This window comes from Coprobacillus cateniformis, from assembly GCF_009767585.1.
Lineage (GTDB): Bacteria > Bacillota_I > Bacilli_A > Erysipelotrichales > Coprobacillaceae > Coprobacillus > Coprobacillus cateniformis.
In genome coordinates this window covers 2,423,214-2,438,342 of sequence record NZ_WSNW01000001.1, presented here as the reverse complement: position 1 = coordinate 2,438,342, position 15,129 = coordinate 2,423,214, and the positions used below count along the sequence as shown (strand labels likewise).

The following is a 15,129-nucleotide window of genomic DNA, read 5'->3' as shown; positions in this document are numbered from 1 at the left end:
TTACTTATTCATTATCAAAAAGCGGAGCATGCATATAAGCTTTAACAGGATGAGGACATCCACCTTCTATAGCTCGAACTTTTAACTGAGCCTGATAATATTCCTGATAAGGGACAGTATTCACTTGACCATTAAAAATAGTATAGTTTTTCAAAGCATTAAACCAAGTTTCAACAATAATATCATCTAGTGAAACATAGCATGTAGGAATAAATCCTATCAGATCTTCACAATTTTCACCATACAGCAATTGAATAGAATGACCTTCTTGTCTCAATTGCAAAACAGCTTGCGTAACTGTTTCATATGTATAGTAGTGACGAGGGTGCATCGTTCCACGCCAATGTGTAATTACACAATCAACTTTTTCTTCTCTCATATAGGCTTTTAGAATTTTTATAAATTCATTTTGAGCTGGTACGGTTGCAGATGTGTATCCCATATTATAAATATCACACCCCATCTTTTCAGCCACTAACTGATTCTCTTTTCTTATATTTTCCAGATAGGCTAACTTTTCTTGTTCAGTGACCTGATTGCCTTCTAATCTTCCTTCAGTGACATTAACCATTGTGCAATGAGCACCTTTTTGAGCATATTTAATCATCAGTGGTCCACCCATGAGTTCTGCATCTAAATGATGCCCACCAATACTTATAATCCTATTATATTTCATCTTGAATAACCTTTCTATATAAATGATATGTTCTTAATACTTTCATTTGATGACGATCGTAAAATCTTTGTGCTGCACCACTTGTCCATAAGAAGTACAGATAAGGAATACCTCTAGATTTCATATCATACATCATACATTCAAACAAAACGCCTCCAATACCTTTGGATCTTAATGATTCATGAATTCCTACAGGTCCAAATCGTGCATCATTCCCATCAATCTTTCGCATACAAAAACCTAAAATATGTTCATCTTGATCTATACAAAGGAGAATTGTTTTTTCAGCCTCTTTCTTTTGCATAGCCATTAAGACATTTCTTTTCCAACCAGAGCCAAACTCTTTAAGCACAAAATCCAATAAATTTAACATATATTTCTTTTGATAAGGAATGATGTGAATTCCTTCTGTTTCTAAGTCTTTACGTTTTGTTTTTATATTTTCAGACATTTGAAAATCCCAAAGGTCTCTTTGCATACTTACTGCCTGATTTTGATATTGATAACCATGCTTCTCAAAGAATAACAATCCTTCTTGATAACGTATATCAATACCAGGTGTAAAATAATTTGGACTATAAGCACATAATGTTATTTCTTTAACACCTTGTTTTTCAAATTCTTTCTCAAGGCATTGGACAAGTTTTGAAGCTATGCCTTGATGACGTAAATGAGCATCAACTGCAATCATATTTATCCAGCCACGTGTTGGTTCTAATCCTCTTTCTAGATAAGGAATTTTTCTTTTAATGCCAAAGCAAAATGCTATAATTTTATCTTCAACAATAGCAACTTTTAAAAGTTGAGGATCAAAATTATCATCTAATAAAATCATATCTGTAAATCTTTCTTCATTTATCAAATCATAAATAAGGTTTTCATTCCAACATCTTAATACCTGCTGTAAATATTCCATTTGAAATGATTGAATTTGAACATTCATTATTATCCCACCTTTCTATTCATTTTCTATAAACATTTCTTCTTCATTTGCTTTTTGAATAGCAAGTTCTTGTCTTTCCATAACTTTAAAGAATGGTAAGAAGATAAAGAAGAGAATAATCATATTCATAATACTAATGAGCAACGCCACAAAATTAAATCCTGAGCCAATAAATGCCATAAGTGGCACTGGCATTGTCCATACAACATTAGCAACAATTGGAGGTGCTATGCCAATAACAGTTAAAATTGCATTAAAGATAAATAAAACAGCAAACCCTAATACCCAAGGAACAAACATTAAAGGATTTAAAACAATAGGTAATCCATACATAATTGGTTCAGCAATATTAAATATAGAACCAGCAATAGATAACTTTCCTAAAACTTTAAATCTTTTGACTTTTGAAATAACTAACAAAACAGCAATTGGGAAAACACTCAAACGAACATAACTATTAATCCATAATGAAGAAAACAGATATGTAATATCTTGACCAGCCATAAAATCAGCAAGATTTTGACCCATCATCGTTTCCCAAATTGGTGTCATAATAGACCCAACAATATTAGAGCCATGTAAACCAACAAACCAGAAAATTCTATCTAATACAAAGGCAATAAACTGTGCAATTGGATGACTTCCTCCAACAACCAAATGAGAACTCGCATCATTAATAAGTGTTAAAAAATGAATATTAGGAATATTTCTTCCAACAAAAGCTGAAAGAATAACAATAACACTGACAGGAATAATACTTGTAAATGCATCAGCAACCATTGGTGGAACACCAGCAGGCATTTTGATTGTTATTTTCCTTGCAATAAACCAACGATAAATTTCAACAGAAACAATACTTAAAATAATTGCACTAAATAAACTAGGTGCCCCTAAAATATAAGATGGCCAATCAAAGTTTTCAGATAATGTTGTAAAATCTATAAAACTAAGAAAACTTATTAAACCAACAATACCACAAACTATTGGACTGATTTGACTATCTTTGTCTTTATAGTAATCACCTAAAAAATAACTATTCAAAACAACACATAAGAATGCCATAAGATTAATACTTACAAACACAATCTGTAACAATGCAGGCTGTATATTCGCAATAACTGCATTAATCATATCTGCAACTTCAGGCATATTTAGCCCTGTTCCTTCAGCAAATAAACCACCTAAATTGAGAATGAGTGTTGCGGTTGCACCAAGAATCATATATGGCATCATGACCATAAAGGTTCTTTGAAGAGTCTGTAGATATCTCACTTGAGAAATGCGAATGAGTGGTGGAGCTAACTTATTTTCGATAAAATCTGTTAGTCGCTCTAATAATGTGATTTTCTTTGTTTCAGTACCCATATTTATCCTCCTTTTTCCATATCCAGTATAACGATCGTTTTTGGGACTTTTGTCAATTCCATTGGAACTAATTTTATTATACACACAAAAGAAACCGTTTACAATACTTTTTCTAAAATTTATGGAACTTTTCCCAGAAAAACCAAAAAAGTTCTTAGAATAAAAAATTTCATTAATACTTATCCAAAATATGGTATAATAAAACAAAGTATAAACAAGGAGGTTTATATGACACCTATACAACATATTCAATTACATAAAGATGAATTTACAAAATCAGAATTAATTATCATGGATTACATTCTTTCAAATCTTCATGATATTTCTTCATATCCAATATCAACCATTGCAGAAAAATGTAAAGTATCTAAATCTGCTTTATTGCGTTTCTGCCAAAAATGTGGATTCCAAGGTTATAGTGAATTCAAATATGAAGTCTCTAGATATTTACAATCTATTATACATATTACTGAAGGTGAGATTGCTAAAACACAAACAATTGTTGACTTATATACAGAACAAATGAATAAATTACCTCACTTATTAAGCACTCAATTTTTAGATCAATTTTCTCAACTGATGATAGATGCTAGAAAAATAAAAATATTTGGAGTTCATGAAACAGGCCTTTCAGCACAATACTTTTCATATCGTTTAGCAAGTCTTGGCATTGATTCAGAACCTGTTTTTGATTCAGGAATCTTTACTGAAAAAGCAACGATGTCAACAGATAAGGATTTAAATGTATTCTTAAGCCTTTCAGCTGAAACAACTGTCATTAAAGATTCTATTCATTATGCTAAAGAGAGTCAAAGCCACACTGTATTGATTACACAAAATGATCATTATCGCAATAAAAATAAAATTGATTTGGCATTCATTTTACCAGCATTTCAGCTTGATAAAAAGAATATCTTTGTTGATTCTCAAGCCCTTGTCTTTTTGACAATAGACCTTATTATTAATAACTTAGCATCACATTTAAGAGAACAAGATAGTCATAAGATTTAATTTCAACATAAATATCTATTATAATTAGAAATTTTCTACAAGCAAAAGGATACTTCTGTAATAAAAGTATCCTTATTTATTGTAGAATTTGCAAATATAAACGTTATATTAAAGGAAATAATAAATGAATACTTAAACTTCCCTCCTTATAAGAAGCCGTTATTTTGCCATTCATTTGTTCAGTTAATCCTTTGGCAATCGATAATCCTAAACCAGTAGATTTTTTTGCTGTAGTCACAGTATAGAAACGATTAAATAGTTTTCCAACGAGAACTTCATCTAATTGTACAGCCTGATTTCCTAGAAGGAAATCATTAATAATTTCAAAAACAACTCTTTTACTCCCTCTTAGATAATTATCATTAGGTATTTTCTTATCAGTTTCGAAAACTCTTTCTTCAGTTGAATATTCCAAATTATATATCTCAGGCTCATTTAACCTCCCATTAATATAATTAGCTACAAAAAGACATGAAAAAGCAATAAAATCGTCAAGAAAAATAATAGTAAAAAAAGATACCTCTTAATGAAGTATCTTTCATATCCTATAAATAACTATTTCTTATAGTCCTTTTTCAGTAATTTCTCTTGCAACATCATCTTTAATAGTGACACCTGCTGCTTCTAATTCTGCAATCTTTTCTGCAAATTGTGGTAAGTATTTCTTATGTGCTAATAATAATTCATCTAACACTCGTTTTGCATTTTCACCTGAAGGGATTTGTGGATTTAAGATGAATGCCTGTAATGCCATTCCATAATCTCCTGTCACTGCTGCTGCTTCAACACAGTGTTCCATGTTCTTCATACATTGTAACCATCCTTTTTCAGCTGGTTGTAATTCTCCAAAAGCGATTGCTTTTGCTCCTGTTGATCCAATATATGCAGAGACTTCTACTGCACAGTCTGCTGGTAAATCTGGTACTGCTCCATTATTCTTTGTTGTCACAACAATGTGTCTATTGGCATTTGAATAGATTGATGCAATTGTTTCACATGCTGCATCTGAATAATGTGCTCCACCACGTTTTGCTAATTGTTCTGGTTTATGATCTAAATTTGGATCTTTATATAATTCAAATAATTCTGCTTCTGTTTGTTTCACTTGTTGTCCACGTGTTCCCACTTCTGGATCACTGTATTCTTCTAATCCATGTGCTAACATTTCTTGTTGACGATAATAGTATCTATGATATCCACAAGGAATCATTTTCATAGTATCTAATTGTTCTTTGAAGAATGGGATGTCATGAATGTTAGCTGGTAATCCACCATCTTTACCTTCATACATTGCATCAATAATATCTTGAGTCACTTCTTTTCCATTTTCATCATAAACTTTATGCCAATGGAAATGATTTAATCCAGCAAACTTATAAGTCAATTGATCTAATGTTTTTCCAATTGTTTCTGGTTCTTTCATCATTGCACCAACTGGTACATTACATAATCCAATAACTTTATCCCATTTTCCATATTTCATAACTGCTTCTGTAACCATTCCACTAGGATTTGTGAAGTTGATTAACCATGCATCTGGACATAATTCTTTCATATCTTCAACAACACCTAAGATAACTGGAATTGTTCTGAAGGCTTTAAAGATTCCTCCAGCACCATTTGTTTCTTGTCCTAACATTCCATAAGAGAAAGGAATTCTTTCATCTTTGATACGAGCATTCAATAAACCAACACGGAATTGAGTTGTCACAAAGTCAGCACCAGGTAATGCTTCTCTTCTGTCTAAAGTCATATGAACTTTCACATCATAAGGAGATGCATCCCACATACGTTGAGCCATAGCCCCAACGATTTCCATTTTTTCTTTACCATCTTCAATATCTACTAACCAAATTTCTCTGATTGGAAGTTCATCATATCTTTTGATAAATCCTTCCATTAATTCTGGAGTATAACTACTTCCTCCACCAATTGTAACAATTTTTACAGGTTTCTTTTCCATTATTCGTCCTCCTTGTTTTTACACTTACAGTATAGTCAAAATCACATCACTTTGCACATTATTTTCACTTATTGAAAAAACTTTATCTTTTGATATCTCTTTTTCCGTTTTTCATAAAATCAATAATTTCCTCTTTAGAAACAATTAGATTGTGACTATATGTCACATGAGTAGAAATACTATAGAATCTGAATATATAAATACTTGTATTATTTCATGATAATTAATGAGACATTTTTCTATATCTACCCTTCCACAACAATTACAATCCTTTGTTTTGTTAATCTTTTCTATTTTTACAGTTACATTCAACGCTATTATAACAAAAAGCAAAAATACGTTTAATGAAGTAACATAAATGGAAAATAGATAATAATTGGAGAAATATAGACAATAATGTTATTCAATCCTGAATTCTCTCTACCTATCCACTATATTTTAGCATCTCCTCAAAATTGCCAATAAATATACCTACCATTTTCACTTTTGGCTGTAATTAAAAGAAAGATTCTTAGATTTGATTATAGGACAGATTATTATATTTTTAGAAATCTTCAATAAAATCCCTAAAATCGCAGTATGCTTTTCAAAAATATTTTTTCGAGCATTATCTCAGTTGTTTCACTTCTATATAATTAAAACTTAGTTCGTCAAAATAGAAAAAGTAAGTATTTCATCTATTTATTTTATCACTACTTTATTATACGTTTAACAAAAAACAATTTTGATTTAAATAGATTCAATATTGAACACAACTCATTGCAAATTAGCATTTTTGATGTTAAACTAAAAATAGATAAAGACATTTAAAATAATTGTAATATGCAGCCACATTTAATGTTACAAAGGAGGGATTACCATGAAGAAAATATATTTATTTATTGGCTATATGGCATCTATAATTTTGTTTCCTATTATAGTTTTTATGTTACCTGTTCCAAGTTCTATCTTGCATGATGCAGGGATAATCTATATCACATATTATATTGCAGTCATTTTCTCTTTTACAATAGCTGCATCAGTTGCATATGTAAAATTTTGGGACAGTATCTAATATTTCATATATATTGATATTGAGTTCAAGAGATTACTACTCAGCAATCACTTAAGACCTGTGCCATATCATATACAACAAGTGGGTATGCATACAAATATTATAATGAAGTGTACACTTTGCTTATAAATGAATTAAATATTTTTAGTAACTTCTTAGACTCAATTTCAAAAAAGCCTAATCATTTTGACTAGGCTTTTTTCATATCTACATATTTAAATTGAACAGATAAGGATTTTATACTGAGGAAATTTCTTATATCAACTTCTTCATAACATTAGAATCAGATTACTTCCTTAGCAATCTTTTCTACAAACACTTTGATGTTAGGCAATTGATGCCAAATAATGTGCATACCTACTAAATAAGCCTTGTTTTAACTATTTACATTAAGATTTAATACATTTTATCTTTTGATATCTCTTTTTCCGTTTTTCATAAAATCAATAATCTCCTCTTTAGAAACAACTGGACTGTCCCCATATGTCGTATGAGCTAAAACACCACTTGCTGTTGCATAATGAATTAATTCCTGTGGCTCCATATGTGTTAAATAACCATCGATAGCTCCTGCTGCAAAACCATCACCACCACCAACACGATCGAAAACAGTCAATCTCATTTTTGGACTCATCACCATTTTTGTTGAAGTCACCATATATCCTGTTAACTCTTCATCTTTACGAATGGTTCCAAAAATAAATTCTATATGATAATCCTGACACATTTGCATAAGAATATTTCTAAGTTGTTTATCATAAGGGAGAGATTGATCAACTTGTTTATGTAATAGAAGGGTAGCATCTTTATAGCCAGCAAAAACAATATCTGCTAAATTGAGCATCTCTTCATAAATATGTTTTATTTCATCATGCTCACCTGTCCATAATGATGGTCTAAAATTACAATCAAATATGACCTTAATATGTCTTTTCTTTGCTTCTTTTGCAAATGCAAATGCAACTTCTCTTAGATTTTCACGGAGCGCTAATGAAATGCCACATATATGCAAAGCATCCATTCCATCTAAACAGGAAAAATCATAATCAGAGATTTGACTTTTACCAAAAGAACTATCCAATCGATTAAGATATGTGATTTGACTTGCACGATTACCAATTCCTTGTTCTAAAAAATAAATACCAATATGATTTGTTCCATAACAAACATAGTCATCATGAATACCCAATTTACGAATATGTGCGCTCGCTGCTTGCCCTACAATATTATCAGGTAAACGTGTTGTTAAATATACCTCATGCCCCATTTGATATAATCCTGATAAAACGTTAACTCCTGTTCCAGTATATAAGAATTCCAATGTATCAACTTGAGATAATTTTTTATAATTTGGTGGCATCATACGCATCATGACTTCTCCAAATGCTATTATTTTCATTGTCATCACCTATAATCTTTTCATGATTTCTAATAAAGTTTGAATATCTTCTCTCTTTGTCTCACCAGTTTCTTTATCTACAATAGAAGTATAGACATGAGGAATAATTCTTTTCACCCCTGCCTCAAGCGCAATACGACAAATCTCTTCAAAATTTGTTAAATCAATACCTCCAGTAGGTTCCATCATAAAGTCCTCTGCTGCACAAGCCTCACAAACTACTCGATATTCTTCTTTTGTTGATAGACCTTTCATGGGAAAAAACTTAACCGAACTACAGCCCATATCCTTTAACATATCTATCGCAGTTTTAACAGGCACAAGAGCTGGTTTATCTAAAGAACTTAAAGGTCCTGTAGACACTTTAACCAATCCTGCTGTTCCACTTGGAGAAATTAATCCATTAACAATTGTTTCATCTTGCCCTAGCAATGCACGTGTATATCCAACACCAGTGAACACTTGATTGACATGTTGGGGTTGAATGTCTTTTGAAATTTCAGCAACCATTTTCCATTGATGAGGGTCACCCGCACCCAATCCAACTGAAATAGCATTATCAATAGTTTCAGCATAAGTTTTCATATCTTTTATAGCCGCTTCAACTGTTTCATAATTCTTTGAAAGCAAGCCAACAAGTACATGTCCCTCTGCTGCTTCATAAATTGCTTTGGCATTCTCTAATGAATTTGCCAAAACATTTAAACATATCTTGTCATTTAAATAATGAGGAGTTTTATTCATCTTTTCTACCTCCAATAATCTTCACTATTTTTTCATAAATCATATTTAATTCTTGGTCATTGACATCTCTTATATCAATTTCTATTTTTCCTTCATTGGCACGATAATCACGCGTATAAATATGAAGTTCTCCTTCTTTTAATGCCTGTGCAATCTGCAGTGCATTCTTAGACAATTTCTTCTCATCAAACGTTATTTCACTTCTCATAATCAGACGACCAGCACCATCTTGTATAATCCGTGCCGATATGCCATCATTGGCATTTAGTTTTTGGTTAAATATTTCTAAACGTTGAGATTGTTGTTGTAATGTCAAATGTTCTTTTGATAAATATTTTTCAATCGCATAAGTCAAGCCTAAAATATTCTCTTTGCCTACTTTCATGACACGGCCAATCCCCTGACTTTGTTTTTTCACTTGATCAATAAATACCTTTTTCCCAATCAGTAAACCAGAAGTCGGACCTTCAAAAGCTTTTGTCCCACTATAAACAACAGCATCTGCTCCTAAGTTGTCATAAACCTTTAAATCTTCCTCAGCAGCCGCATCGACAATCACAGGCAAGTGATAACGATGACCTAACTCAATGAATGCTTTCATATCCGGCATACCTTTTTGAACACAATGATGAGACTTCACATAGATAAGTGCAACTGTATTTTCATTGATTTTTGCTTCAATATGTTCTAATGTACATTTATTTGCATAACCAGCTTCAACAACATGTCCTCCACCCATTCCAATCGTCACTTCAATAGGTGTTCCATAATCAACATTATGCCCTTTACAAATAATAACTTCTCTTTTTTTGTTTTCAGGATTATAAATATCTAAGATGTACTGTAGCTTACCTCTTGATACACAGGCAGCAACACTTTGGGCAATAGCGCCAGAAGCACTATTGACAATATAAGCAGATTCTACACCAATAAGCGCTGCTAAATAATTGCCAGTTTTATCCAACAGATCTTTAACTTCAAAGAAATGTGATGCACCAATATTCATCTGCTGACAAATATCTTCACTGACTCGTGAACCACCTAAAATTGTCATTTTCCCAGAAGCATTAATAACTTGTTTAACTTGATATTTTTCATATATATCTTCCATTAACAATCCTCCTCAAGTTGAATATATTCGTTACGTATGATCACTGCAACTGGTTGAATATACTCGGATACAATGATTCTCTTTCCAGTCGAATCAACCAATTCTTTATTTTTATGAATAATCTTAAATATTGTAAACTCACCACAATAGCCTTTTTCAATCCGACCAAGATGTGATAAATTCAACATTTTTGCAGGATGGCTTGTCACACAAGCTATAACTTCCTTCAAATCATATCCTTTCCTATAAAGTTTTGACATTGTCGTCGCAAGATCATAAACAGGCCCATTTTGACGATTACGATAATAAATATCACTGCTAATACTGTGAACTTTTAGATCATTTTGATTCGCCTTATCTAATACATCAAATGAAAAACTATCTGTACCATGACCCAAATCAAAGAACACACCTCTTTGATAAGCATCAAATACACATTCTTTAATGTGACTATCTTGAATAATACCATTCGTTTTCGGATTGAAAATATGAGTGACAATATCCCCGCTTCTGATATTCGCTAAAACTGTCTCCAGTTTTGAAGGTGCAGTTCCAATGTGCACCATCAATGGCAGCTTTGTTTGTTCAGCAATTTTTAACGCTTCAAATAAAGGCAAATCACCACTTTCTTCAACAACACTCTTACTCATTCTGGCCTTCACACCAATAATAAAATGGGGATGTTTTTGATACGCCTGCATAAAAGCATCGCTATCAACATGTCGCATATCTGCCAATTCATTTTGTGCGTATAGCCCTGTTTTAGAGATATTTAATAATGAATATACATGTGTTTTACAATTTTTTACACTATCATAAAACTCATCAACATTATCTGCACCAGATGTTCCTGCATCTATCACAGTTGTTACACCTTTTTTATAGCCAATACTTTCGCAATTATCAGCATAGAGTTCAAACTTATCAAAACAATGCGTATGAGTATCTATCCAGCCAGCACTTACATAACTCTCATTATCTAAATGAATAACCTGAGTCTCATTGTCTACCTTTATAGAAGAAGCAACTTGTTGAATGACACCATTTTGAACAAAAATACTCACAATTCTGCCATCTACAAGTCTTGCATTTTCAATCATAAATTTATTCATGCTCAACCTTCTTTCCTAAAAAAATTTTAACACTTTCATGAATACACTTCAATCAAATCACAGTTATCAAACAAAATGTTCATTCATGAAAATTGAAATTTTTATACTTATCAATTTATAAACATTATATCATTAAATCTTATTCATTATGCACTTTGATTTTTTTATTTGATTATGTTATGATAAATACAATAATGAGTCATTTATCTGTATCAATAGATCTTCAAATAATGACTGAAAGGAGTCTTATATATGAATAAAAAAACACCTTTATATTACTCTATTATGGAAACCATTAAAGATTCAATTATTAATGGTGTCTACCCTATAAATAGTTTATTACCCACTGAGACTGAATTTGAAAAAATCTTTAATGTTAGTAAAATTACAATAAGAAAAGCTATTGACCTTTTAGAAAAAGACGGTTATGTTTCAAAACAAAGTGGTAAAGGCACAACCGTTATAAGCAATAGCATTTTCAATAAATTATCAAATGGTTATTCTTTTGCTAATCTTTTAAAACAGCAAGGATATCAAGTGACAAAGGAAAATACACAATTTGAATATATTTCATTAGATCCTCAACATGAGTTATTTCCTTATTTTGGGAGGAAAAGTCTAGAAATTACTCGCTTTTACTATCTAGATGGACAACCTTATATCCATCTGACACATTATTTACCAGGTGATATTGAAATCCCTGTTATTAAGAATCATAATGATTTTTCATTGTATATGTTCCTTTATAAGAATCACTATTTTATTGCTCATTTTCATGATGACTTTCTTGTTGAGTTTCCTCCAGTTCGTATATTAGAGGGGCTTAATCTAGAAAAAGGACCAGTCCTTGGAAGAAAAAGAATATCACATGATATTAATCAAAAAGTTGTTGAAGTCTCATATGCAAGATACAATACAAGAATTCATAGTTATCAAATTCAGTATGATGTTTAGTCATACTGAATTTTTATATTTATGCACCACCTAAATGCAACACAATTCCGACAACTGCACTTATAGCAACGAGAATAATTGGTGACCAAGTTGTTTTCTTAGATAACGTATAGAGAACGATAGCTAAAATAATTCCAGGAACAACAAATAAATCTAAGAGATGCCCTGTTGACTCAAACAGTGGGATATTCACTAAGGCAATTTTAATGACTCCAATTCCAGCTGATGCTATCATAGCAACAGAGGCTGGCCTTAAACCAAAGAAAACATCTTGAACAAGTTTATTTTCTTTAAACTTTTTTAACAATCGTGCAATCACTAAAATAATAATAACAGATGGTGTAATCAATCCAATTGTGGCAACTATACCACCAAGTATACCATCAACTTGATAGCCTGCATAAGTAGACATATTAATACCAATGGCTCCTGGTGTTGATTCTGCAATAGCAATCATATTGGCAATATCGCCATGTGTAAACCAGCCAAGTGTATTTGAGATATCATATAGAAATGGTAAAGTGGCTAATCCCCCACCAATGGAAAAAAGTCCTACTTTGAAGAATTCAAAAAACAATTGTAATAAAATCATTTTGCTTCTGCTCCTTTCCAGCGGTTTAACAAAGCTCCGACAACAGATGAAGAGAGAACAATGACATATAAAGGAATATCAGTAAACAATGTTAGTCCTAAAACCACAACAAATATAAGCAATGCCTTATGATTAATCATTGATTTTTTCCATAATCGTTCTACAGCATTAAGAATTAAAACACAAACACATACTCTTACACCAGCAAAAGCATTTTTGACAATGGCATAATCTGCAAAGTTATTTAAAAATATGCTAATAACCAGCAATAAGGCAATAGGAATTGTTATAAAGCCTAGACTTGCAACAATCCCACCAATTGTTCCTTTTCGTTTATTGCCAATGAATGTTGAAACATTCAAAGCAATAATTCCAGGTGTACATTGACCAACTGCAAAATAATCTAGAAGATCTTCATCGCTTTCCCATTTTTTATTTTCTACAATTTCTCTTTGAAGAATAGGCAACATAGCATACCCACCTCCAAAAGTTATACTGCCAATCTTGGCAAAGGTTATATAAAGTTCAAATAAATCCTTCATATATCTGTTTCCCCTCCATTTTCTATATTTCAGGCATTGCAGCACCATCTGCTCGTGGATCACTACCTCCTAATCTCAAACCATCTTCCTGAATTTCAATAATTTGACAAGCCCCTGAACAAGTAAATGGTTCAATCACTTTCAAAGTATGTCCCATCTGTCTTAATTTTTCTAGAACTTCTTCACCAACCTGTGATTCAATCTTTAACACATGATGAGATTTCCCTTCTTCATCAAACGTATGCATATCAGCCCATTTTCCATGTTCAACAGAGCTTTGAACATCTAATCCAAAATCTAATAGATTACAAACAACTTGCATATTCCACTGTGGTTGATTATCTCCACCAGGTGTATTTCCAACATATTTTAAACGACCATTGGAATCTGTAATTAAATATGTATTGAGTGTATGCATGGTTTTTTTATAAGGGGCAATAGCATTTGGATGACCAGCTTGTAAATTAAACCCAGTCCCAGCTCGATTGTTTAATAAAATACCTGTTCCATCAACAATCTCTCCTGAACCCCATGTTGCTGAAATACTATGAATAAAAGATACAGCATTGCCTTCTTGATCAACAACTATCATGCTTGTTGTATGTCCATTTTCATGTTCAAAGACATCATCTTCATTGGCGCAAGAATCCATATGGATACAACCTGCAACTTGCGAAGCATACTCTTCACTCAATAGAATTTCAGTTGGATTTTCAACAAATTCAGGATCTCCAAAATACTTCATACGATCTCTAAATGCAATTTTCTTTGCCTCCACCATCAAATGAATAGCTTCAGCACTATCTGGCTCATACTGTGACATATTAAATTGATTAAGAATAGACAATTCTTCTAGATGAATAATACCTTGTGAAACTGGTGGTGTTTGAAAAATACGATAACCTCGATAATCAACAGAGATAGGTTCTAATATTTGACAATGATAATTTTCAAAATCAGACTTTTCAAAAATCCCTCCATGCTCATGTGAATATTCTACAATCTTATCAGCCAGTTTACCTTTATAGAAACCATCTCGCCCATGTTCTTTTAAATAACGTAAACTCTTTGCATAATCCTTATTATAAACAAGTTCACCATAAGGATATGGTTTTCCATCTTTGAGATATAAATTTTTTAAGTTTTTAAACCTGCACATTTTTTGATAATCTGTATGCATGTGTCTGGCAACCTTTTCTGATACAGGTACACCAGTTTCTGATAATTCAATAGCATCTTCACATAGATCAGCAAAACTTAATGTTCCAAATTGTTTTAATGCCTCAAAATAAACATCAACAGCTCCTGGTACGGTCACTGAGAGCATACCATCTTTAGGAACAGATTTAAGTCCCAATGACTGATAATATTCAATCGTTGCCTTTGCTGGAGCTCCACCCGAACCATTCATTGCAGTTATTTTTTGAGTCTTTGCATCATAATAAAGCAAGAATGCATCGCCACCTAACCCACACATATCTGGTAAAACGACACCACTTGTTAAAGCCATTGCAATACAAGCATCCATGGCATTTCCACCTCTGTTTAAAACTTTTAAACCAGATGCTGAAATAAGTGTATGGGCTGATGAAACCATCCCTTTTTTACTCATAACTATGCCTCTATGTTTCATTTTTTATCCTCCAATCTTTCTATAAAAAGA

Annotated in this window: 15 protein-coding genes; 3 read left to right on the top strand and 12 right to left on the bottom strand. The window is 32.0% G+C overall.

Annotated elements, in window-relative coordinates; all coding sequences use genetic code 11:
- Positions 1–4 precede the first annotated feature (4 nt).
- Genes GQF29_RS11950 through GQF29_RS11940 form a run of 3 tightly spaced genes read right to left on the bottom strand, consistent with a single transcriptional unit; the run spans position 5 to position 2,984 of the window.
- Complete coding sequence (locus tag GQF29_RS11950) at positions 5–676, bottom strand: PIG-L deacetylase family protein (protein ID WP_008787561.1); 672 nt, start codon at positions 674–676, stop codon at positions 5–7.
- Positions 666–1,619, bottom strand: a complete 954-nt coding sequence (locus GQF29_RS11945) for a GNAT family N-acetyltransferase (RefSeq protein ID WP_008787560.1) — start codon at positions 1,617–1,619, stop codon at positions 666–668. The genes GQF29_RS11950 and GQF29_RS11945 overlap by 11 nt, the downstream gene beginning before the upstream one ends.
- Positions 1,620–1,634: 15 nt before the next feature.
- Positions 1,635–2,984, bottom strand: a complete 1,350-nt coding sequence (locus tag GQF29_RS11940) for a PTS sugar transporter subunit IIC (RefSeq protein WP_008787559.1) — start codon at positions 2,982–2,984, stop codon at positions 1,635–1,637.
- A 228-nt stretch (positions 2,985–3,212) separates the two neighbouring features.
- Here GQF29_RS11940 and GQF29_RS11935 point away from each other — a divergent pair, with 228 nt between their 5' ends.
- The gene (locus GQF29_RS11935; protein ID WP_008787558.1) at positions 3,213–3,995 is read left to right on the top strand and encodes a MurR/RpiR family transcriptional regulator; all 783 of its coding nucleotides are present in this window, start codon (positions 3,213–3,215) and stop codon (positions 3,993–3,995) included.
- 103 nt (positions 3,996–4,098) lie between these two features.
- Here GQF29_RS11935 and GQF29_RS11930 read toward each other — a convergent pair whose 3' ends face one another.
- Both GQF29_RS11930 and GQF29_RS11925 read right to left on the bottom strand, forming a co-directional pair.
- Complete coding sequence (locus GQF29_RS11930; protein ID WP_008787557.1) at positions 4,099–4,410, bottom strand: ATP-binding protein; 312 nt, start codon at positions 4,408–4,410, stop codon at positions 4,099–4,101.
- A 147-nt stretch (positions 4,411–4,557) separates the two neighbouring features.
- Positions 4,558–5,958, bottom strand: a complete 1,401-nt coding sequence (locus GQF29_RS11925; protein ID WP_008787556.1) for a 6-phospho-beta-glucosidase — start codon at positions 5,956–5,958, stop codon at positions 4,558–4,560.
- Between the two features lie 859 nt (positions 5,959–6,817).
- Here GQF29_RS11925 and GQF29_RS11920 point away from each other — a divergent pair.
- Positions 6,818–7,012, top strand: a complete 195-nt coding sequence (locus GQF29_RS11920) for a hypothetical protein (protein ID WP_017143894.1) — start codon at positions 6,818–6,820, stop codon at positions 7,010–7,012.
- A gap of 406 nt (positions 7,013–7,418) precedes the next feature.
- Here the strand turns inward: GQF29_RS11920 and GQF29_RS11915 are convergent, their stop codons facing one another.
- From GQF29_RS11915 to GQF29_RS11900, 4 genes are read right to left on the bottom strand one after another with little or no spacing between them, the layout of a single operon-like run.
- Positions 7,419–8,411 (bottom strand): sugar kinase, encoded by a 993-nt coding sequence (locus GQF29_RS11915; RefSeq protein ID WP_017143895.1) that lies wholly within the window; start codon positions 8,409–8,411, stop codon positions 7,419–7,421.
- A gap of 9 nt (positions 8,412–8,420) precedes the next feature.
- Complete coding sequence (gene dagF / locus GQF29_RS11910) at positions 8,421–9,155, bottom strand: 2-dehydro-3-deoxy-phosphogluconate aldolase (RefSeq protein WP_008787554.1); 735 nt, start codon at positions 9,153–9,155, stop codon at positions 8,421–8,423.
- A complete protein-coding gene (locus GQF29_RS11905) occupies positions 9,148–10,266 on the bottom strand; it encodes a DgaE family pyridoxal phosphate-dependent ammonia lyase (RefSeq protein ID WP_008787553.1) in 1,119 nt (372 codons plus the stop codon). The genes dagF and GQF29_RS11905 overlap by 8 nt, the downstream gene beginning before the upstream one ends.
- On the bottom strand, positions 10,266–11,378 hold the full coding sequence (locus GQF29_RS11900; RefSeq protein WP_008787552.1) for an amidohydrolase/deacetylase family metallohydrolase: 1,113 nt from the start codon (positions 11,376–11,378) through the stop codon (positions 10,266–10,268). The genes GQF29_RS11905 and GQF29_RS11900 overlap by 1 nt, the downstream gene beginning before the upstream one ends.
- 252 nt (positions 11,379–11,630) lie before the next feature.
- Between GQF29_RS11900 and GQF29_RS11895 the strand changes: the two genes are divergently transcribed.
- Entirely contained in the window at positions 11,631–12,332 is a 702-nt protein-coding gene (locus GQF29_RS11895; protein WP_008787551.1) for a GntR family transcriptional regulator, read from the top strand.
- 19 nt (positions 12,333–12,351) lie between these two features.
- Here the strand turns inward: GQF29_RS11895 and GQF29_RS11890 are convergent, their stop codons facing one another.
- The 3 genes from GQF29_RS11890 to ggt are packed head-to-tail and all read right to left on the bottom strand — an operon-like array spanning position 12,352 to position 15,099.
- Complete coding sequence (locus GQF29_RS11890; RefSeq protein ID WP_008787550.1) at positions 12,352–12,924, bottom strand: chromate transporter; 573 nt, start codon at positions 12,922–12,924, stop codon at positions 12,352–12,354.
- The gene (locus tag GQF29_RS11885) at positions 12,921–13,466 is read right to left on the bottom strand and encodes a chromate transporter (protein WP_008787549.1); all 546 of its coding nucleotides are present in this window, start codon (positions 13,464–13,466) and stop codon (positions 12,921–12,923) included. Before GQF29_RS11885 ends, GQF29_RS11890 begins: the two co-directional genes overlap by 4 nt.
- 22 nt (positions 13,467–13,488) lie before the next feature.
- On the bottom strand, positions 13,489–15,099 hold the full coding sequence (ggt, locus tag GQF29_RS11880) for a gamma-glutamyltransferase (protein ID WP_008787548.1): 1,611 nt from the start codon (positions 15,097–15,099) through the stop codon (positions 13,489–13,491).
- Positions 15,100–15,129 lie beyond the last annotated feature (30 nt).